Source organism: Streptomyces deserti, from assembly GCF_054782695.1.
In genome coordinates this window covers 1-18,641 of sequence record NZ_BAAGRZ010000010.1, presented here as the reverse complement: position 1 = coordinate 18,641, position 18,641 = coordinate 1, and the positions used below count along the sequence as shown (strand labels likewise).

General features: G+C 72.2%; 14 protein-coding genes and 2 pseudogenes. 10 read left to right on the top strand and 6 right to left on the bottom strand.

Annotated elements, in window-relative coordinates; genetic code table 11:
• Positions 1-326: 326 nt before the first annotated feature.
• Entirely contained in the window at positions 327-1,370 is a 1,044-nt protein-coding gene (gmd, locus tag ACYVMZ_RS18710) for a GDP-mannose 4,6-dehydratase (RefSeq protein ID WP_461080982.1), read from the bottom strand.
• 69 nt (positions 1,371-1,439) lie between these two features.
• On the bottom strand, positions 1,440-2,093 hold the full coding sequence (locus ACYVMZ_RS18705; protein ID WP_461080980.1) for a class I SAM-dependent methyltransferase: 654 nt from the start codon (positions 2,091-2,093) through the stop codon (positions 1,440-1,442).
• A gap of 236 nt (positions 2,094-2,329) precedes the next feature.
• Here ACYVMZ_RS18705 and ACYVMZ_RS18700 point away from each other — a divergent pair, with 236 nt between their 5' ends.
• Positions 2,330-3,370, top strand: a complete 1,041-nt coding sequence (locus ACYVMZ_RS18700) for a GDP-L-fucose synthase family protein (protein ID WP_461080978.1) — start codon at positions 2,330-2,332, stop codon at positions 3,368-3,370.
• A gap of 246 nt (positions 3,371-3,616) precedes the next feature.
• Here ACYVMZ_RS18700 and ACYVMZ_RS18695 read toward each other — a convergent pair whose 3' ends face one another.
• Complete coding sequence (locus tag ACYVMZ_RS18695) at positions 3,617-4,120, bottom strand: LPXTG cell wall anchor domain-containing protein (protein ID WP_461080976.1); 504 nt, start codon at positions 4,118-4,120, stop codon at positions 3,617-3,619.
• A gap of 294 nt (positions 4,121-4,414) precedes the next feature.
• On the opposite strand from ACYVMZ_RS18695, the gene ACYVMZ_RS18690 reads away from it, so the two are divergent.
• The gene (locus ACYVMZ_RS18690) at positions 4,415-4,978 is read left to right on the top strand and encodes an arsenate reductase/protein-tyrosine-phosphatase family protein (protein ID WP_461080974.1); all 564 of its coding nucleotides are present in this window, start codon (positions 4,415-4,417) and stop codon (positions 4,976-4,978) included.
• A 123-nt stretch (positions 4,979-5,101) separates the two neighbouring features.
• On the top strand, positions 5,102-7,315 hold the full coding sequence (locus ACYVMZ_RS18685; RefSeq protein WP_461080972.1) for a DEAD/DEAH box helicase: 2,214 nt from the start codon (positions 5,102-5,104) through the stop codon (positions 7,313-7,315).
• 203 nt (positions 7,316-7,518) lie between these two features.
• Here ACYVMZ_RS18685 and ACYVMZ_RS18680 read toward each other — a convergent pair whose 3' ends face one another.
• The gene (locus ACYVMZ_RS18680; RefSeq protein WP_461080969.1) at positions 7,519-8,430 is read right to left on the bottom strand and encodes a LysR family transcriptional regulator; all 912 of its coding nucleotides are present in this window, start codon (positions 8,428-8,430) and stop codon (positions 7,519-7,521) included.
• Between the two features lie 60 nt (positions 8,431-8,490).
• Positions 8,491-8,879: pseudogene (locus tag ACYVMZ_RS18675) on the bottom strand (proteinase inhibitor I4 serpin); the annotation flags it as partial.
• An 84-nt stretch (positions 8,880-8,963) separates the two neighbouring features.
• Here ACYVMZ_RS18675 and ACYVMZ_RS18670 point away from each other — a divergent pair.
• From ACYVMZ_RS18670 to ACYVMZ_RS18645, 6 genes are all read left to right on the top strand, one after another.
• Positions 8,964-10,124, top strand: coding sequence for a DUF4190 domain-containing protein (locus ACYVMZ_RS18670; protein ID WP_461080967.1), 1,161 nt, complete (start codon positions 8,964-8,966; stop codon positions 10,122-10,124).
• Positions 10,125-10,270: 146 nt separating this feature from the next.
• Positions 10,271-11,023, top strand: a complete 753-nt coding sequence (locus ACYVMZ_RS18665) for a GntR family transcriptional regulator (protein WP_461080965.1) — start codon at positions 10,271-10,273, stop codon at positions 11,021-11,023.
• Positions 11,024-11,366: 343 nt separating this feature from the next.
• Entirely contained in the window at positions 11,367-11,561 is a 195-nt protein-coding gene (locus tag ACYVMZ_RS18660; protein WP_461080963.1) for an SPOR domain-containing protein, read from the top strand.
• Between the two features lie 67 nt (positions 11,562-11,628).
• Positions 11,629-12,054, top strand: coding sequence for a (deoxy)nucleoside triphosphate pyrophosphohydrolase (locus tag ACYVMZ_RS18655; RefSeq protein WP_461080961.1), 426 nt, complete (start codon positions 11,629-11,631; stop codon positions 12,052-12,054).
• Positions 12,055-12,233: 179 nt separating this feature from the next.
• Positions 12,234-12,659, top strand: coding sequence for an ATP-binding protein (locus tag ACYVMZ_RS18650; RefSeq protein ID WP_461080959.1), 426 nt, complete (start codon positions 12,234-12,236; stop codon positions 12,657-12,659).
• A gap of 297 nt (positions 12,660-12,956) precedes the next feature.
• Complete coding sequence (locus ACYVMZ_RS18645; protein ID WP_461080957.1) at positions 12,957-15,566, top strand: SpoIIE family protein phosphatase; 2,610 nt, start codon at positions 12,957-12,959, stop codon at positions 15,564-15,566.
• Positions 15,567-15,654: 88 nt separating this feature from the next.
• On the opposite strand, the gene ACYVMZ_RS18640 is transcribed toward ACYVMZ_RS18645, so the two are convergent.
• The gene (locus ACYVMZ_RS18640) at positions 15,655-17,187 is read right to left on the bottom strand and encodes a coiled-coil domain-containing protein (RefSeq protein ID WP_461081356.1); all 1,533 of its coding nucleotides are present in this window, start codon (positions 17,185-17,187) and stop codon (positions 15,655-15,657) included.
• A 211-nt stretch (positions 17,188-17,398) separates the two neighbouring features.
• Here ACYVMZ_RS18640 and ACYVMZ_RS18635 point away from each other — a divergent pair.
• Positions 17,399-18,508: pseudogene (locus ACYVMZ_RS18635) on the top strand (glycoside hydrolase family 18 protein).
• Positions 18,509-18,641: the final 133 nt, after the last annotated feature.

Sequence of the window (18,641 nt, the reverse complement as noted above, 5' to 3'; positions counted from 1 at the left end):
AAGGCGAGTGCGTTCGGAGCGAGGACACGTCGTCGTTGGGACACAGCACGTGGGCGCCGGGGTCCGCTCGTGCCGCCGCGGCCGTGCCCGTACCCCAGTACACATCAGGGTCCGCCCTGACCACATCGGTGCCCGGAAGGGCGCGCGCACGGCGGCGCCGGTTCCGTCGGCGCTTCCGGCGTTGACGAGGTGCACGGTCAGGGCTGTCCTGGCCGGGCAGCCCGAGCTGCCCGTCCAATGACGCCAGGGCTGCACAGTGCGCTCCAAGCGGTGTTTTGCAGGCCATCAGGACGGCCACCTTCCGTGGGGCCGGGCTCCCGCGCGTGTCACTGCCCGACCAACTCCGGCGCCGTCGCAGCGGCGGGTGCACCGACGGGAGCGGCAGGCGCCGGGGACAGGGCCGCGATCTCGGCGTCGACCATGAGGCGGGCCAGTTCCGGGGCTCGCACCTTCGGCTGCCATCCCAGGACCCGCTCGGCCTTGGAGGCGTCTCCGACGAGGTCGTCCACCTCGGTCGGCCTCAGGTATCGCTCGTCGAACCGCACATGGTCGCGCCAGTCGAGGCCGACATGGGCGAAGCACTGCTCGACGAAGTCGCGCACGCTGTAGCTGACGCCTGTGGCGACCACATAGTCGTCCGGTTCGTCCTGTTGCAGCATCCGCCACATCGCCTCGACGTATTCCGCCGCGTATCCCCAGTCCCGTCGGGCGTCGAGATTGCCCAGGTAGACGACGTCCTCCAGGCCGGCCTTGATGCGTGCGGCAGCCGTGGCCACCTTGCGGGTGACGAAGGTCGGGCCACGGCGAGGAGACTCGTGGTTGAACAGAATGCCGTTGACCGCGTACATCCCGTACGCCTCCCGGTAGTTGCGCGTCGCCCAGTACGCGTACACCTTGGCGACCCCGTACGGGGAGCGCGGGTGGAACGGGGTGCCCTCGTGCTGAGGCGGCGGGGAGGCGCCGAACATCTCCGAGCTGGACGCCTGGTAGAACCGGCAGGGCAGGCCCGTCGTCCTGATGGCCTCGAGCAACCGCGTGGTGCCCAGCCCGGTGGAGTCCCCGGTGAACTCCGGCTCGTCGAACGACACCCGTACATGGGACTGGGCGGCCAGGTGGTAGACCTCGTCGGGCCGCAGCCGCTCGAGCAGCCCCGCGATCCGGGTTCCGTCGGTCAGGTCGCCGTAGTGCAGGAAGAGACGCGCCTCGGGGTCGTGCGGATCCCGGTAAAGATGGTCGATGCGTTGCGTGTTGAAGGTCGAGGCGCGGCGGACGATTCCGTGCACCAGGTACCCCTTCTGCAGCAGCAATTCTGCGAGGTAGGAGCCGTCCTGGCCGGTGATGCCGGTGATGAGCGCGGTCTTGTCCGTCATGCGGACTCCTTCTGCTGGGCTGTGGGGGCTGGAAAGCGCACCTGAGCGGGGAAGGACGGGGGGCACGGCTCACTTCCTCGCGACCAGTGATTTGGGAAGTCCGGCGAAGCGTTCGAACCAGATGGTGGAAGCAGGGAAGTAGGACCGCATCTCGGCCGCGGACAGGAGCTCGACCTCCTGGACGTCGCGGGTGGCCTGCGCATGCCCCGCGCGTGGGACGTGTCCGTGCGGCCAGTGCCGGGAGACGGCCACGCGAGCCCGGAACGGGAGCCATTGCAGCCCTGGGAACAGCCAGTGGGGTTCGACGGGGAAGTAGCGGTAGGGGGTCTGTACCCAGTGGTGGTCCGCGTGGCTGTGCACCGTGTCGGCGAACTGCTGCCGCCGGTAGTGCCCTCCCACGTGCTCCAGCACGGAGTTCGAGTACACGAGGTCGAATCGCCGGGGGACCAGGTGCGTCGGCAGCGAGAGGCTGCACGCGTCCGCGACGACCGGCGTGATCCCGGACTCGGCATGCCGGGCGGTGCGCGGGTCGAGATTGACGGTCACCACGTGCGCCGGCCGGACAGGTGCGCCACGCCAGGCGGTCGGGGTGCCGCCGAGGTCGAGAACGTGCATCTCGGCCAGATCGGGAAAGCATCGCAGCAGTTCGTCCCAGCGCTTGGCGCGAGCCGAGTGGGCAAGGGATCCGGGCATCGTGGGATCGGCGATCTTCGTCTTCAACATGCTGCTGCTTCCTCTTGGCCACGTGACGTGCGGCGCTGCCCGTCTCGACGGCCACGGGCCTTCTCTTTCGGCAGAGCCGTCAGGACGGACCGGATGCGACCCCGAACTCCAGCACCTCCGGCATCTCCGGAACCTGGGCACCCGTCAAGAATACGGATATCGGCGCTATCGTCCGTATCATGACGTTGTGTCGCTTTTTGGGGATTGCATGTCGGTGAAGGAGGACGTCGAGGTCCATGGCCGCCTGTACTGATGCCGGTGCCACAGTCCCGGTCGCCTCGGTGGTGAACACCCCTGCCGCGGTGCGCGACGACAGGGTGCACCGCCCCCTCGACCGCTCGGCGCGCGTGTTCGTGGCCGGGGGGTCGGGGCTGGTCGGTTCGGCGGTGCGCAGGGAACTTCGCCGTGAAGGGTTCACCGATGTGGTCGCGCCCGGCTCGGCGGAGCTGGACCTGACGCAGCGCCAGGCGGTGTTCGACTGGTTCGCGGCCATGCATCCGGACGTGGTGGTACTGGCCGCGGCGCGAGTGGGCGGGATCAAGGCGAATGCCACCCGGCCCGCCGAGTTCCTCTCCGACAACCTGCGCATCCAGGTGAACGTGCTGGACGCGGCCCTGGAACAGGGGGTGGAACGGCTGCTGTTCCTGGGTTCCAGCTGCATCTACCCGAAGTTCGCCGAGCAGCCCATCCGTGAGGAGGCGCTGCTGACGGGTCCTTTGGAGCCGACCAACGACGCCTACGCCATCGCCAAGATCGCCGGCGTTCTGCAGGTGCAGGCGGTACGACGCCAGTACGGTCTGCCCTGGATCTCCGCCATGCCGACCAATCTGTACGGGCCGGGCGACAACTTCCACCCCGAGCACGCTCACGTGCTGCCGTCCCTGATGCGGCGCTTCCACGAGGCGAAGGAGTCGGGTGCGCGGCGGGTGGTGAACTGGGGCAGTGGCACGCCTCGTCGGGAGTTCCTCCATGTGGACGATCTGGCACGGGCGTGCCTGCACCTGATCGAGCACTACGACGCGGACAGTCCGGTCAACGTCGGCACCGGCACGGACCTGACCATCCGGGAACTGGCGGAGCTCGTCGCGGACGCCGTCGGGTACCGGGGGAGCGTCGAATGGGACACGAAGCAGCCGGACGGTACCCCGCGCAAGCTCCTTGACGTGTCTCGGCTCACCGCGCTCGGCTGGGCTCCTGGTATCGGCCTGCGGGAAGGAATCGCCCGGACCTACGCCTGGTACGTGGACAATCTCGAGTCCGGCACGCTGCGGCACTGACAGACTCCACGGCGGCCGGGGTGGGGGACGAGATCCCAGGTCACGACGGTGGGCTGCGTGCTGTGCCGCACCGGGCTCCGGTCGCCCGGGCTTCGACGCCTTCTCGGAGGAGCTTGCTTCGGGCGGTCAAAGCGGCGGCGGCCGATGGCGGTACCCCGACGACGACGTGAGGTCATGCGCCGGAAGGTCCGCTGCCGGCCGCCGGTAGTGCTGTGGGCTTCGCAGCCGCCCGATGGAGCGGGGTGGTCAGTTCTGCTTCCGTCGCCGGACGGCCATCATCGTGCCGGCTCCGAGCGCCAGCATCCCTGCGGCTCCGCCCAACAGAACGGACGAGTGGTCCTCACCGGTGTCGGCGAGGTGAGGCTTGTTCGGGCGTACGGTGATCTCGGCGGAGAGGGTCAGTTTCGATTCCTCTCCCTTGAGACGGAAGATGTGTTCGCCCGGATCGGTCCACCTGGGGATGGTGACGGTACCCTCCACCGTCCCGTTCGCGTCGGCGGTGAAGTGGCCCAGCTTGATCGGCTTGGAGAGGAGGAATGCGTCCACCCCCTCGAACGGGATGAACCCGGTCGCTGTGAAGTCGAGGGTGTCTCCTGCGTCGACCGTGGTGGCGCTGAGGGTCAGGCTCGGGGCATCGGGTGGATACGGCTGGGAGTGGGCAGGTTGGGCCCCTACGACTGGGACTGCGGCCAGGACAGCAGAGGCTGCCGTGGCCGCGAAGGCGGCACGACACTTCGATGAGGCCGTCATCGCATTCACGCTCCTCAAATGGAATCGGGCGACGGCATGGTCCGGCCCGCGAGTACGGTATGTGTATAGATAGCGACACATGGCGCGTATTAAGCGGTTTCGGGCGATAAGGTGCCGTATGGCGTATGCAGATCACCGGACCGGCCGCCAGATCCCCGGATGCGAGGAGCGAAGCTGCCCGATATGTGCCATTCGGTTGGTCGTCCTGTGGTGACCGCCCTGACCGGCGAGGCCCTGGTCGGCTCACTCCGCTCAAGGTGATGCGACTCCTCTTCTTCCTCTCCTGGAGGGTGTGTGCCCCCGTTCCGCGTACTTGTGGTGTGCACCGGCAACGTCTATCGCTCTCCGCTTGCCGAGTGCCTGCTCAGGCACCGGCTGCTCGAGCATCGGCAGGTGATCCATGTGAGCAGTGCCGGCACCCGGGCCGTCGCGGGTATGCCCATGGCGGCTGCTGTTGCCTCCTTCCTCCTCGGGCGTGGCGTGCAGCCCTGTGGGATGGGCTCCCGCCGACTGACCCAGGAGATGGTCGAAAACGCGGACCTGGTGCTGGGCGCTGCGACGGAGCATCGTGAGGCCGCTGTGCGGCTGTCCCCTGTGCGGGCGTTGTCCCGTGCGTTCACCTTCCGTGAGTTCGCCCGGCTGGTGCGTTCAGAGGACGCCGCGGGTGTGGCGGATCCGGCCGCACGGTTTGTGACCCTCGTCCGGGGCGCGGCCGCTCGCCGTGGCGCCGTGTCGACAGGCACGGGTGACGTAGACGTAGAGGACCCTCTTGGCGCACCTCCACCGCAAGTGCACGAGTGCCTGGTCCAGATCGAGGAGATCGTCGAGCGGATCGCCGCACCCATGCGGTCCGGATAGCATCCGCCCTCGTCAACTGCGAGCTCGCTCAAGCGCCGGTGGTGATCCTGCCTCGGCCTCCGCCCCCGCCGTCCGCCGCGCAATGGCACCATGCCCTGAGCACGGTGAGGAAGGCGGGGCGGGATGGGGCGTGCGGAGCGCGACGTGGTCCGGCGGGGTGAGCGGCTGGCGGAGGCCGCCGTGCGGGTCGCCGGGGACTACGAACGAGCCGTCGGGGGTGTGCGGGAGGCGCTGCGGCCCCTGCACGACGGGCTGGCCGAGCAGGAGCTGAAGAGCATTCCCGTCGCGCGGCTGCGGGACGTCACCGAGGGGCGGCTGAGGTTCGGGGAGCTGGAGAAGGGCGGCTTCCGGACCGTCCAGGACGTGCTGGACGCGGGAACGTACCGGCTGCGGCAGACACCCGGGGTCGGGCAGCGCACCGCGGACCAGGCGGTCGCGGCGGCCCGGCAGATCGCCGACGCCGTCCGGGAGTCCGTCGCCGTACGGATCGACGTGGACCGCCCCGAGCCCCGGACCACCGCGCTGGTCGTCGCCCTGCACGTGCTGGTGGAGGCCGGGCCGTCGGCGCGGCGTGCGGCCGAGGCCGGTTCGGCGCTGGCGGCGCGGCTCGGGCCGCTGCTGGCGGACGCCCGGCCCGCCGCCGGGCGCTGGCGGATGCTGGTGGCGGGCCGCGAGGGGCGGGAGCGTGCGCTGGCGGCCGTCGCCGAGCTGCGGGCGGTCACCGAGGAGGCCGAGCGGGACGACGTACCGGAGCGGTTCGCCCAGGCCTCGGTGGACCTGCTGCGCCGCCCCGACGGCGAACTCGCCGCATGGGTCGACTTCGAGCTGCGCTCGGCCGAGTACTACGGCCTGCTCGCGGAGATCTCCGGCCGCGGCCCCGACAGCGCGGCAGCTGAGGGTTTCCTGCCCGACGAGGTGGCCGACCGGGTCCGGGAGCAGCGGCTGGACGACGCGCACTGCCGGGTCTCGCTGCGCGGCTACCAGGCGTTCGGCGCCCGTTTCGCGCTCGCCCAGCGCCGGGTCCTGCTCGGCGACGAGATGGGACTCGGCAAGACCGTGCAGGCCATCGCCGCCCTCGCGCACCTCGCGGCCGAGGGGCAGAGCCACTTCATGGTCGTGTGCCCGGCGAGCGTGCTGATCAACTGGACCCGGGAGATCGAGACCCGCAGCACCCTGCGGGCCCTGCCGCTGCACGGACCCGACCGGCAGGAGGCGTTCGCCGACTGGAAGGGGCGCGGCGGCGTCGCCATCACCACCTTCGACGCGCTGCGCGGATTCCCCACCCCGGGCGGCGGCGAGATCGGCCTGCTCGTCGTCGACGAGGCGCACTACGTGAAGAACCCGGCCACCCGGCGGGCCGAGGCCGTGACCGCGTGGGCCGAACGCTGCGAGCGGGTCCTCTTCCTGACCGGCACCCCCATGGAGAACCGGGTCGCGGAGTTCCGCAACCTGGTGCGGATCCTCAGGCCCGACTTCGCCGACTCGGTCGACGACCAGGACTCGGTGGCCGGCTCCAAGGCGTTCCGCAAGGCGGTCGCGCCCGTCTACCTGCGCCGCAACCAGCAGGACGTGCTCGCCGAGCTCCCCGCGCTGCAGCACACCGACGAGTGGGAGGAGCTGAGCGCCGCGGACGAGGAGGCGTACCGGGAGGCCGTAGCCGCCGGAAACTTCATGGCGATGCGCCGCGCTGCGTACGCGCGGCCCGAGCGGTCGGCGAAGCTCGGGCGGCTGCGCGAACTGGTCGGGGAGGCCGCTGAGAGCGGGCTGAAGGTCGTGGTCTTCTCCGCCTTCCGCGATGTCCTCGACGTCGTGCTGGACGCGCTCAGTGCCGTGTCCGGGCCGACGGCCGGACGGGTCTTCGGGCCGATCACCGGCAGCGTCCCGCCCGGGCGCCGACAGCAACTCGTGGACGAGTTCTCCGCCGCGCCCGGTCACGCGGTGCTGCTCGCCCAGATCGAGGCGGGCGGGGTCGGGCTCAACATGCAGGCCGCGTCCGTCGTGATCCTGTGCGAACCGCAGATCAAGCCGACCATCGAGCACCAGGCCGTGGCCCGCGCCCACCGCATGGGGCAGGTCCGCCCGGTCCAGGTGCACCGGCTGCTCGCCACCGGGGGTGTGGACGAGCGCATGGTGCGGATGCTGGAGAACAAGACGCGCCTGTTCGACGCGTACGCGCGGCGCAGCGCGGTCGCCGAGTCGACACCGGACGCCGTCGACGTCTCCGACGTCTCGCTGGCCCGCCGCATCGTGGAGGAGGAGCAGGCCCGGCTGGGGGTGACGGACGCGGGGCTTTCCGAAGCGAGGGTGGTGGACGCGGAGGCTGTGGGGGATTCCTGAGGCGTGTCGGGCCCGAGGGCTGTGGGGGAGTCCTGGCCGGTGACGGATGTGGGGGCTGTGGGGGAGTCCTGACGTCGGCGGGCGCGAGGGCTGTTGGGGGATCCTGACGTCGGCGGGCGCGAGGGTTGTTGGGGGATCCTGACGTCGGCGGCCCCCAGGGCTGCGGGGGACACCTGAGGCGCCGTGTTCCTCACCCCGACACGTCACCCCGCCCTCGCCACCTCCCGGCACGCCTCCGCATAGCCCCGCACCAGCGGCCGGCGTCCCTCCTCCTCGCGCCACGCCAGCGCGTACCGGCTGGGGGAGAGGCCGCGGACCGGGCGGGTCACCACACCCCCCAGTGTGATCAGCGGCGCGTTCCCCTCCGCCACCAGGCACACGCCCAGCCCCGCGACCAGCGCCTCGTACGTCTCCTCCGTGCCGGCGATCTCCGCGCCGATGCGCGGCGGGTGGCCGGCGCGTTCGTCGAGGGCCAGCCAGAAGTCGCGCAGGACGCCCGCGCCGGGCGGCAGGGCGAGGAACGGTTCGTCGGCCAGGTCGGCGAAGTCGAGCTCCGGGCGGGCCGCCAGGGGATGCGTGTCCGGGAGGGCGGCCAGGCGGGGTTCCTCCGCGACCACCGTCCAGGCGTAGCGGCCGGCGTCCGGCAGGGGCAGCCAGACGAAGGCGACGTCCACCTCGCCGTCGGCGAGGCCCGCCGTCGGGTCCTCCCAGCCGACCTGCCGCAGCCGGACGACCGCCTCCGGGTGGGCGGCCGTGAAGCGGGAGCGGATCGCGGGCAGCAGACCGCCGCGGCCCGGGCTGGTGCTCATGCCCACCACCAGCGTGCTGCGCTGAGCCGCCCGCGTCGACTCCACCACGCCCGCGCCCTCCGCCCAGGCGTCCAGGACCCGCCGGGCGTGCGGCAGCAGGGCCGTGCCGGCCTCGGTGAGCGCCACGCCCTGCCGGTCGCGCCGGAACAGCTCGACGCCCAACTGCCGCTCCAGCGCCCGCACTTGTTTGCTCAGCGCGGGCTGGGAGACGTACAGGCGCTCGGCGGCGCGCGTGAAGTGCAGTTCCTCGGCCACCGTCACGAAGTAGCGCAAGTCCCGCACGTGGACGTCCCTCGTCATAACCATCGGTTATCAGCATAAGTCTTGGACGGGCAACGGGCCTTGCTCGCAGGCTTGTTCACGCGGCTGGTCGGCGTCCGGGTTCCCGGTGAGCACCCCGTGCGCCTCGGCCGGCAGTCCGGTCTCCCAGGCCTCCTTCAGTTCCAGGGTGCGTTCGGTCCACAGCCCCAGGGCGGAGTCGAGGCTGCGCATCGCGTCCAGTGCGGCGAGCAACTCCCGTCCGGCGGCGGCCGATCGCCCCGCGGGCATCCCCACCGCCTCGGCCAGCTCCGCCCGCGCCCGGCCCCCGCCCCGTCCGCCAGGAAGGCCAGCAGCGGCCACACTCCCGCCGCCGAGAAGACCGTGCCACCGGACAGCCCGGACAGCCCGGGCAGCCCAGACGGACCGGACAGTTTCGACGCCCAACGCGCCGTCAGATCGTTCACTGCCCGGATCGTCGCATTCGTGACCGGCATTCCACCCCCGCTCGCCCCGCGCTTACGATGCGCCCAGCCGTACGTCAGTTCAGCACCTACGTCCGCCTCAGGAGCACGGTACCCGTGTCGATACCCCCGGCCCCCGGGCCCCACCAGCCGCAAGATCGGCCTCCCCACCCCTGGGGCCAGGGCCACGGCCAGGCCGGCCCCTACGGACCGTACGGACCGTACGCGCCGTACGGCGCCCGGCCCGCCCTCAACGCCGTCGCCGTCGCCGCACTCGTGCTCGGCATCCTCTGCTTCCTGCCCGCCGTGGGGCTGGTGCTGGGGCTCGTCGCGCTGCGGCAGATCAGGCGCAGGGGCGAGCGCGGCAAGGGCATGGCGGTCGCCGGGACCGTGCTGTCCTGCGTGGGGCTCGCCCTGTGGGCGGTGTCGCTGTCCACCGGTGTCGTGAGCGACGCGTGGCAGGGCATCAAGGACGGCGTGACCGGCGAGGGCACCGCCTACGCACTCGCCAAGGGCGACTGCTTCGACTCCCCGACCGGCTCCCTGAAGGGCGACGCCTACGACGTCGAGGAGGTGCCGTGCGGCGGTGAGCACGACGGCGAGGTCTTCGCCGTCGTGGAACTGCCGGGCGGCTCCTTCCCCGGGGACGACAAGGTGACGGAGCTGGCCGACGACAAGTGCTACACGCTCCAGGACCGCTACGCCATGGACACCTGGGCCCTGCCCGAGAACGTGGACGTCTACTACCTCGTGCCGTCCCGGCAGAGCTGGCGCATCGGAGACCGTGAGATCACCTGCCTGTTCGGCAGCACGGACGAGAAGGGCAGCCTGACCGGCTCGCTGCGCACCGACGAGACCACCCTCGACGCCGACCAGCTCGCCTTCCTGAAGGCGACCGGGGCCGTCGACGCGGTGCTGTACGAGGAGCCGGAGGACCATCCCGACAACGACCTGGCGGGCAGCCGCGCCTGGGCGAAGCAGGTCCACGGCGTGCTCGGCGACCAGATCGAGGCACTGCGCGCGCACACCTGGCCGGCCGACGCCGAGCGGCCCGTCGCCGACCTCGTCACGGACATGGAGGACGCCCGCGAGGAGTGGGCGAAGGCGGCCACGGCCGGTGACGTCGACACCTACTTCGAGCACTACGAGCAGGGCTACGCGTACGTCGACGGCCCCACGACCGTCACCGCGCGCAAGGCCCTGGGACTGGCCACGACCCCGCCGTCGTACGAGGACGACAGCAGCGGCGGGGGCGGGGAGTCCGGCACGGAGGTGTGACGGCGGCCATAGCGGGGAGAAAGTGCTGCGTAAAGCCTCCTGAGGGCGCATGTCATCACATCGAGTGATTCTCTGGCCTTTGCTTGCCCGGCACAACCTTCGGTTGCCACGCTGTTGCTGTCTGTACAACCTGATGGGAGCGGCCAGTGACATTCGGTGAGCAGCCGGCGTACCTGCGCGTCGCGGGTGATCTCCGCAAGAAGATCGTCGACGGCTTGCTGCCACCGCACACCCGCCTCCCCTCCCAGGCCAGGATCCGCGAGGAGTACGGCGTCTCGGACACCGTCGCCCTCGAGGCGCGCAAGGTGCTCATGGCGGAGGGGCTGGTCGAGGGCCGCTCCGGCTCGGGGACGTACGTACGGGAGCGTCCCGTCCCCCGGCGCATCGCCCGCTCCGGCTACCGCCCGTCCGGCGGGGCCACGCCGTTCCGCCAGGAGCAGGCCGATGCCGAGGTGCGCGGCACCTGGGAGTCCAGCAGCGAGCAGGCCGAGGCGAGCGTCGCCGTCGCCGAGCGACTGGGCATCGAGCCCGGCGACCGCGTGATGTGCACGAAGTACCTCTTCCGGGAGGGCGGCGAGGCGATGATGCTCTCCACCTCCTGGGAGCCGCTCGCCGTGACCGGCCGTACGCCGGTGATGCTGCCGGAGGAGGGCCCACTCGGCGGCATGGGCGTGGTGGAACGGATGCGTGCCATCGACGTGATCGTCGACAACGTCACCGAGGAGGTCGGCGCCCGCCCCGGCCTCGCCGAGGAACTCTGCGTCCTGGGCGGCGTCCCCGGGCACGTCGTCCTCGTCATCTCCCGCACGTTCTACGCCTCCGGCCGCCCGGTGGAGACGGCCGACGTGGTGATCCCGGCCGACCGGTACCGGGTCGCCTACCACCTCCCTGTCAAGTAACGAACACTTCTTCGCACACCTCCCGCACGCCCCTTGTGCGCCGCCACTCCCAGGCGTACGGCGCGCCGGGCCCCGTGCCCCCGCCGTAGCAATCTGGCCGTTCTCGCAGGTCGCCCCAGAGGTGCGCCCGGGCGCGGGCCACGCCCCTGACCGGACGCGTCGGCGTACCCGGACGGCGCGTTCGTCGTCGTGCGCCCCCTGTGTACTGGCCGGTTGCGTACCTCTTTGTAAAAAGCCGTATTCGCTGCGTGAAGGTTAGGCGTAGGCTCGGGCATATGCGGATTGCGGTTTCCTTACTGGGTGGGGCGCGGTGCAGGCCGCGGGCGGGAAGCGGAGGGGCGCGATGAACGACGGCACGGTCACTCTTCCCTGGCTCGTGATCCGGCAGGACGACAACGGCAATCGCTACCGCGTCGGCAGGTACGCGACCCGCGCCGAGGCCCAGAAGATCGCGGACAGCCTCGACAGCCGCGGCCCCAAGCGGCTGTACTGGGTCGAGAAGATCGGCACGAACGGAACGGCCGCGGCTGAGAACTGAGCGGGCACGATTCCTGATTCCGGCTTGGGCAGAAGGCACCCTGCCGACCTCCCGTACGCTCGCGCGTATGACGGAACGGATCGTGGTCGTGGGCGCCGCTCTGGTCGACGGTGGGCGGCTGCTCGCCGCGCGGCGCAGTGCGCCTGCCGAGCTCGCCGGCCGGTGGGAGCTGCCCGGCGGCAAGGTCGAAGCAGGGGAATCGACGGATGTGGCCCTCGTGCGCGAACTGCGCGAGGAGCTCGGCGTCGAGGCCGAGCCCGGTGAGCGCGTCCCGGGGGAGTGGCCCCTGAAGGCGCCGTACGTCCTGCACGTGTGGACCGCGCGGCTGCGCCCCGGTTCCGCCGCCCCCAAGCCCCTCCAGGACAACGACGACCTGCGCTGGCTCACCCCCGCCGAGATCTGGGACGTGGACTGGCTCGACCAGGACGTACCGGCCGTCCGCGCGACCCTCACCCACCTCGGCCGCACGGCGCACAACGCCTGGGGTGGGTGACGGCAGCCCGCCACCCGAGCGCGCCGCGGCGCGCGCGAGGCTTCAGGAAGGCGTGCGGTGTACGGGGGACGGTTGCGTGGGCGCGGCCTACGCCGTTGGTGCCACCGTGCGCCCTTCCGCGCGGTACTCGGCCCTGGATATCGGGTATGTGCCCATTAACCCCATGAAACCGGACATGGGTGGGCTCGCTGGCCTGGGAAGTGATCGGCGTGATCGACACCGAAGGTGACTGCGCCGAGTGGACCTTTCCCGCGGACCCGGGCGCCGTGCGCACCGCCCGCACCGCCGTCCGCGGCCAACTGCGCAGATGGAACCTCGACAGCATCGGCGACATCACCGCCCTGCTGGTCAGCGAGCTGGTCACCAACGCCCTGCGGCACGCCACCGGCCCCATCGGCGTCCGCCTGGTACGCCCGTCCGCGCTGGACGGCATCCTGCTGGTGGAGGTCTCCGACCCGCTCCCGGACCCGCCCCGCGAGCGCGTCGCCCGGCCCGAGGACGAGAGCGGCCGCGGCCTGCAACTGGTGGCCTCCTCCTCGCGCCGTTGGGGCACCCGGCCCGGAGGCGTGGGGAAGACGGTGTGGTTCGAGCTCGCGGTTCCCTGACGAACCGGCCTCGCGGGCCCGCCATCACCGCCCGCCGCACGACCGCCCGTCCCTGTACAGCCGCACTTGCCGTGTCGACCGGGTGGTTCAGGCCAGTGGCGGTTGTCGACGTAGGTGGTTCGACGACGTGTTCCCTGGTTAGAAGACTGGAAGTGTTCTCACGGCCCGGTCCGAAAACCGCCGGAACCGTGCTGTGATCGTGAACACCGTGTCGTGCGGCGCCGTAGTGCTGGATACTGCGGGCAGCCGCCATCGGTGACCGGTGCCGGACGCGGTGAGCTGGAGGGGACGGTTCGCGTGAGCGAGATACCAGCGAAGGCCACGGAGTCCGAGGACCCGTCGGACGGCGCGAGGGCGCGAGGCGCCGAGCGATGGTCCGGCGAGGTGCCGTCGGGTGACGCCATGTGGCAGAGCAGTCCGCCCGGCTCCATCTACGACTACATCAAGGTCGCGTCCTTCTCCATCGGCCCCGACGGGCTGGTGGACCAGTGGAGCACGCGCGCCGAGCAGCTCTTCGGCATCCCGGCCGAGCGCGCCGTCGGCATGGACCCGATAGAGGCCTTCATCGACCCCGACCTGCGCGAGCAGGGCCAGCGCAAGATGGCCGAGATCCTCGACGGCCGGGAGTGGACCGGCGTGGTCCCCTTCCGGCTGCCGGACGCGCCGGACGGAGGGCGCGGCAAGGAGGGGCTCGCCGAGGTCTACGTGATGCCGACGCGCACCGAGGACGGGGAGAAGGCCGCCGTCTGCATCGTCGTCGACGTCCGCACGCTGCGCCGCATCGAGACCGACCTCGCCGCCTCGCAGGCCATATTCGGCCAATCTCCGTTCGGTTTCCTGCTGATCGACTCCGACCTGCGGGTTCGCCGCGCCAACGAGCGGTTCGCCTCCACCTTCGGCGGCACGCCCGACGACCACCGCGGCCGCGGTGTCCACGACTACCTGCCGCGTGGCGAGGCCGAGCGGGTCGCCGCGACCCTGCGCCGGGTCCTGGAGACCGGTGACTCCATCACCGACATGCACATCACGGGCTTCCTGCCGGGCTCCGACGAGCGCCGCCACTGGTCCGTCAACCTCTACCGCGTCAACAGCGGTTCGGGCCGCCCCATCGGCATCGCATGGCTGGGAACCGACATCACCTCCCGCCGTGCCGCCGCCCGCGAGGCCGCCGCCGCGCGGCGCAATCTCGCCCTCCTCAACGAGGCCGGCGCCCGCATCGGCAACTCCCTCGACCTGGAGACCACCGCCCGCGAACTCCTCGACGTCGTCGTGCCGGGCTTCTGCGACCTGGCCACCGTCGACCTCTACCAAGGCCTGCTGATCGGCGACGAGACCCCGCCCGGACTCGCCGACGGCAGCGCCGAGTTGCGCCGCGTCGCCTTCGCCAGCGCCGTCTCCGACGCGCCGTTCAGCGGCATCGGCGAGCCCGTCTCGGTCGGCGCCGTCCACCACTACCCGTTCAACTCGCCCTGCGCCGACGCCCTGCGCACCGCCCGCTCGCGGACCGTCCCCGGCGAGGACGGCGGCCTCGTGCAGTCCACGCTCGCCGTGCCGATGGTCGCCCACGACACGGTCGTGGGCCTGGTGCAGTTCGCCCGGACGAAGGGCAGCGAGCCGTTCGGCGACCGGGACCGCGACCTCGCCGTCGAGCTCGCCGCGCGCGCCGCCGTCTGCATCGACAACGCCCGCCTGTACCGGCGCGAACACGAACGCGCGTTGATACTGCAACGGTCCCTGCTCCCGCCCGGCGACCCGGAGGCCTCCGGCCTGGACATCGCCTGCCGCTACCTGCCCGGCAACGCGGCCACCGGCCGGCCCAGCGAGGTCGGCGGCGACTGGTTCGACGTCATCGAACTGCCCGGCCACCGCACCGCGCTGGTCGTCGGTGACGTCATGGGCCGCGGCCTGCGCGCCGCCGTCGCCATGGGCGAACTCCGCACCGCCGTGCGGACGCTGGCGCTGCTCGACCTGGAACCGGCCGAGGTGCTCTCCCAGCTGGACGAGATCGCCCGCGGCCTGGGCGCGCCCGGCGGCATCCAGCAGGCGACGCGGGCGGCGCGCCGCCCCCGCGAGGCCGACCTGTCGGAGGTCTACCTCGCGACCTGCATCTACGCGGTCTACGACTCGGTGACCAGGCGCTGCACCTTCGCCAACGCCGGTCACCTGCCGCCCGTCCTCGTCGAACCCGGCGAGCAGGCCCTGATGCTGGACGTGCCGCCGGGCATGCCACTCGGCGTCGGCGGGGAGCCCTTCGAGGAGGTCGAGGTCGAACTCCCCGAAGGCGCCCTGCTCGCGCTCTACACGGATGGACTGGTCGAATCCCGCGACCACCCCCTCGACGACGGACTCCAGGCCTTCGTCGGGGCGTTGACGGACCCCGTCCGCCCCCTGGAGGACGTCTGCGACCACGTCCTCAACACCCTCGACACGCACCACGGCGAGGACGACATCGCGTTGCTGATGGCACGGGTCCAGGGGCTGCCCGCCGAGTCCGTCGGCGACTGGACCCTGCCGCGCGAGCCGCGCAGCGTGGGCCGGGCCCGCGAGTACGCCCGCGCGCAGTTGCTCAGCTGGGACCTGGAGCCACTGGTCGACACCACGGAACTGCTGGTCAGCGAACTGGTCACCAACGCGCTGCGGTACGGCGAGGGCGAGATCCGGCTGCGCCTGCTGCTGGACCGCACGCTGGTGTGCGAGGTCTGGGACTCCGGCCTGGTCCAGCCCCGCCGGCGCCGGGCCCGCGACACCGACGAGGGCGGCCGCGGACTCCAGCTCGTCGGCCTGCTCAGCGCCGCCTGGGGCTCACGCCGGACGCCCCGCGGCAAGACGGTGTGGTTCGAGCTGCCCCTGCCGGGGGGTGACACCGGGCTGACGGATCCGGCGGAGGCGTTGCTGAGTCTGTTCTGAGTGGGGCCTCCGGCGGTGGGTGCGGGCCGTGGCTTCGAGTGCCTGCTGCGGCCTGCGCGGGCCCGGTGGGAGCACGGCCTAGCGGGCGTCAGGAGGAGGTCGCTCCGCGCCGGGTGCGGGTGCGGGGGCCGCCGAAGCTCGCGGGTGGGCCGCCGTCCGGGGCGCCGCCGAGCAGGATCCCGCCGAGCAGGGCGCCGCCCGCACCGCTCTCGTGCCCGGCCACCGTGGCGAGCGGAGTGCCGTGGGCGCGCGCGTCCCGCTCGGCGAGCTCGCGTGCCTGCCGGGCCAGGGCCTCGGCCGCCGGCCGGGCGTCCTCCTCGCCCGAGCCGAGCAGCCGCTGCGCCTCCGCCAGCAGGGTCCGCGCCTCACTGCCGACGACGCCCCGGTGTGTGGTGACGTAGTCGGCCGCGGTGGCGACGGCACCGCGGGCGATGAGCAGCGCCGCGGCGGGCAGCACCCCGGCCCGCCCGGCGGCGACCGGCAGGGCCGCGCGTACGATCCGCCGCAGTGCGTCGAGGGGGTCGTACGGTCCACCGGTCACCTCCTCCCGTACGGCGGCCAGCACGGCGTCGGCGTGCAGGATGCGTGCCCGCAGTTCTCCGGGCGGCACGCCCGGTACGCGCACGGGTGGTGCGGGTCGGAACGACCCGGCCGAAGGCGCGGCCGAGGCCGCCGGCCGCTGCCCCACCGCCAACCGCTCCCGCGCCCCCGCGATCTCCGCCTCCGCCCCCGTGAGCGCCGCAGGCACCAGCTTCGCGGCAGCCGTCAGCGCCGCGGCCAGGCGGTCGACGCCGGTCAGGAACACGGCGGTCTGGGCGATCGCGCCCTCGGCGGCGCGCAGGTGGCCGATCGCGCGGGTGGTCTCGCCCCGGTCGGCGCACTGGCGGGCCCGGTTGAGGCGGGAGGTGGCGAACACCAGCCTGTCCTTGGCCTGTTCAACGTGGCCGACGACCTGGGCGGTCGCGTACGCCGGGTAGCGCTCGCGCAGCTCGGCCATGAGGATCTCCGTGGTCCCCGTACGGGTGGCCAGGTCCCGGAACCGCCCCTCGGCGACCGCCAGCGCCTCGCCCAGCCCCTGCTCCAGACCCCGCAGCCCGTCGAACCCGGCGGCCTCCGCGTCCAGCCGCCGCCCGGCCTCCTGGCACCGTCCGATGATCCCCGCGAGCGCCTGCCGCCGGGCGGTCTCGTCCCCCGGGACGCCCTCGTCGTACCGCTGCCGCATCCGGAACGCGGTCGCCAGTTCGGCCTCCGCCTCCCGCAGGGCCCGTGCGAAGGGCTCGACGCCCGCGGTGCCGAACCGGGCCTCGGCGAAGCCGAGTTCCTCCCGGCTGGTGCGCACGCAGTCGTCCGCCTCGATCAGCAACGCCCGTGTCCGCTCGTCCAGTTCGGCGAGCGGGGGCCCGGCCGGCCGCAGCGGGGAACCGCCGGGCGTCGTACGGGTCCGCGCGCGCCGGGTGCGCCGTACGTAGCCGTATCCCGCCAGCGCCGCCGCGGCTCCCGCCACGACGAGCGGCAGCGCGAGGTCGGCGGCGGACGTCCCGTCCTCCTCGTCCTGCGCGGGCGCGACCGCGACCGGCCGGTCCGCCGTGATCGCAACCGGAGGATCGGCGTGCGTCGTCATCCCTGGCAACACCAGCCACATCACCCCGACCGCGCCACCCAGCACGGCATGCGCCACCCGCACGGACAGGGGCGACGTGGCGCGGCGCGGCCGGCTCCGGGACGAGGAAGACGTCACATTTCGGAGCGTATGAGCAGGAATGCGGCCGCGCGAGCGGGGTGCGTCCGTGGCGGGGTGCGCAGGGTGGGCCGAGGCGCGAGGGGGAGCGGGAATGGCAGCGACGAGGCAGACGGGGCCCGAGCCCGACGAGGCATCGGAGGAGAACCGGCCCGCGGACTCCGACGGCCAGGGCACCTCGCGGGGGTCCCGGCGGCCTCGGTGGCTTCGCTGAGCCCGCCGTACCGCCCTCGGCTTCGTCCTCGCCCTCCTCGTCCCGCTCCTCGCCGCCGAGACAGCGCTGCGCATCAACTACACGGGCGACCCGGCTGACGGCACGTACACGCGCCACCGTGACGCGCTCTGGCTGGGCCACGCCTGGGTCGACGGCCGCAAGGACGACGCCGACGTCAGCGCCCTCGCCCGCCGCCTGCGCGCCACCGGCATCCGCGACCTGTACGTCCACTCGGGCCCGCTGGAGCACGACGGCACCCTGCCCGAGTCGGCCTACACCAGAGCGCGTTGGTTCATCGCCGCCGTGCACCGCGAACTGCCCGGCGTCCGCGTCCAGGCCTTTCTCGGTGACGTGCTCGCGACCGAGAGCCCGGACGGCATGCGCCTGGAGAGGCCGGAGACCCGCGCCGCCGTCCTGCGCTCCACCCGGCAGATCCTGGACACCGGCTACGACGGCGTCCACTTCGACCTGGAACCCCTCCACTCCGGCGACCGCAACTACCTCACCCTCCTCGACGCCCTGCGCCGCGAGACCCGAGCGAGGAACGTCCCGCTGTCCGTCGCCGCCCACCAGATCGACCCGCTCCCGGCCCTCCACTCCTTCTGGGGCACCCTGACCGGGCACCCCAAGTGGTGGTCGCAGGAGTTCTTCGGCCAGGTCGCGCGCCGCGTCGACCAGATCGCCGTGATGTCGTACGACACGATGCAGCCGCTGCAGAGCACGTACGGCGGGTACGTCGCCCAGCAGACCTCCCTCGCCCTGGAGGTCACCCCGCCCACCACCGACCTGCTGATGGGCCTGCCCTTCTTCCACGAGAACCGCTTCGGCCACTGGAACCACGCCGAGACCGTGCCCGCCGCCGTCCGGGGCGCCCGCCTCGGCCTGTCCCGCACGGACCCCGGCCGCGAACGCTTCGGTGTCGCCCTGTACGTGGATTTCGCGGCGACCGAGGAGGACTGGCGGGCCTACCAGGAAGACTGGGTGCGGTGACCCGCGACCGACAGGCACTCACCCGCGCCGATCTCGCCCCGTTATGTTCTTCGCGGTTCCGCAAGGGGACCGCTGGCCTCCGGGCCCGGCATGACTGTTGCCCCCTGTCGAAGGGATGACCTGGGGGGTGGTG

What these genes read in the sequence shown, in the direction of transcription:
- ACYVMZ_RS18640 (WP_461081356.1), bottom strand. Translation starts at nt 17,187, where the DNA reads ATGACGACGCACGCCGATCCTCCGGTTGCGATCACGGCGGACCGGCCG.
- ACYVMZ_RS18695 (WP_461080976.1), bottom strand. Translation starts at nt 4,120, where the DNA reads ATGACGGCCTCATCGAAGTGTCGTGCCGCCTTCGCGGCCACGGCAGCC.
- ACYVMZ_RS18700 (WP_461080978.1), top strand. Translation starts at nt 2,330, where the DNA reads ATGGCCGCCTGTACTGATGCCGGTGCCACAGTCCCGGTCGCCTCGGTG.
- ACYVMZ_RS18685 (WP_461080972.1), top strand. Translation starts at nt 5,102, where the DNA reads ATGGGGCGTGCGGAGCGCGACGTGGTCCGGCGGGGTGAGCGGCTGGCG.
- ACYVMZ_RS18655 (WP_461080961.1), top strand. Translation starts at nt 11,629, where the DNA reads ATGACGGAACGGATCGTGGTCGTGGGCGCCGCTCTGGTCGACGGTGGG.
- ACYVMZ_RS18680 (WP_461080969.1), bottom strand. Translation starts at nt 8,430, where the DNA reads ATGGTTATGACGAGGGACGTCCACGTGCGGGACTTGCGCTACTTCGTG.
- ACYVMZ_RS18660 (WP_461080963.1), top strand. Translation starts at nt 11,367, where the DNA reads ATGAACGACGGCACGGTCACTCTTCCCTGGCTCGTGATCCGGCAGGAC.
- gmd (WP_461080982.1), bottom strand. Translation starts at nt 1,370, where the DNA reads ATGACGGACAAGACCGCGCTCATCACCGGCATCACCGGCCAGGACGGC.
- ACYVMZ_RS18705 (WP_461080980.1), bottom strand. Translation starts at nt 2,093, where the DNA reads ATGTTGAAGACGAAGATCGCCGATCCCACGATGCCCGGATCCCTTGCC.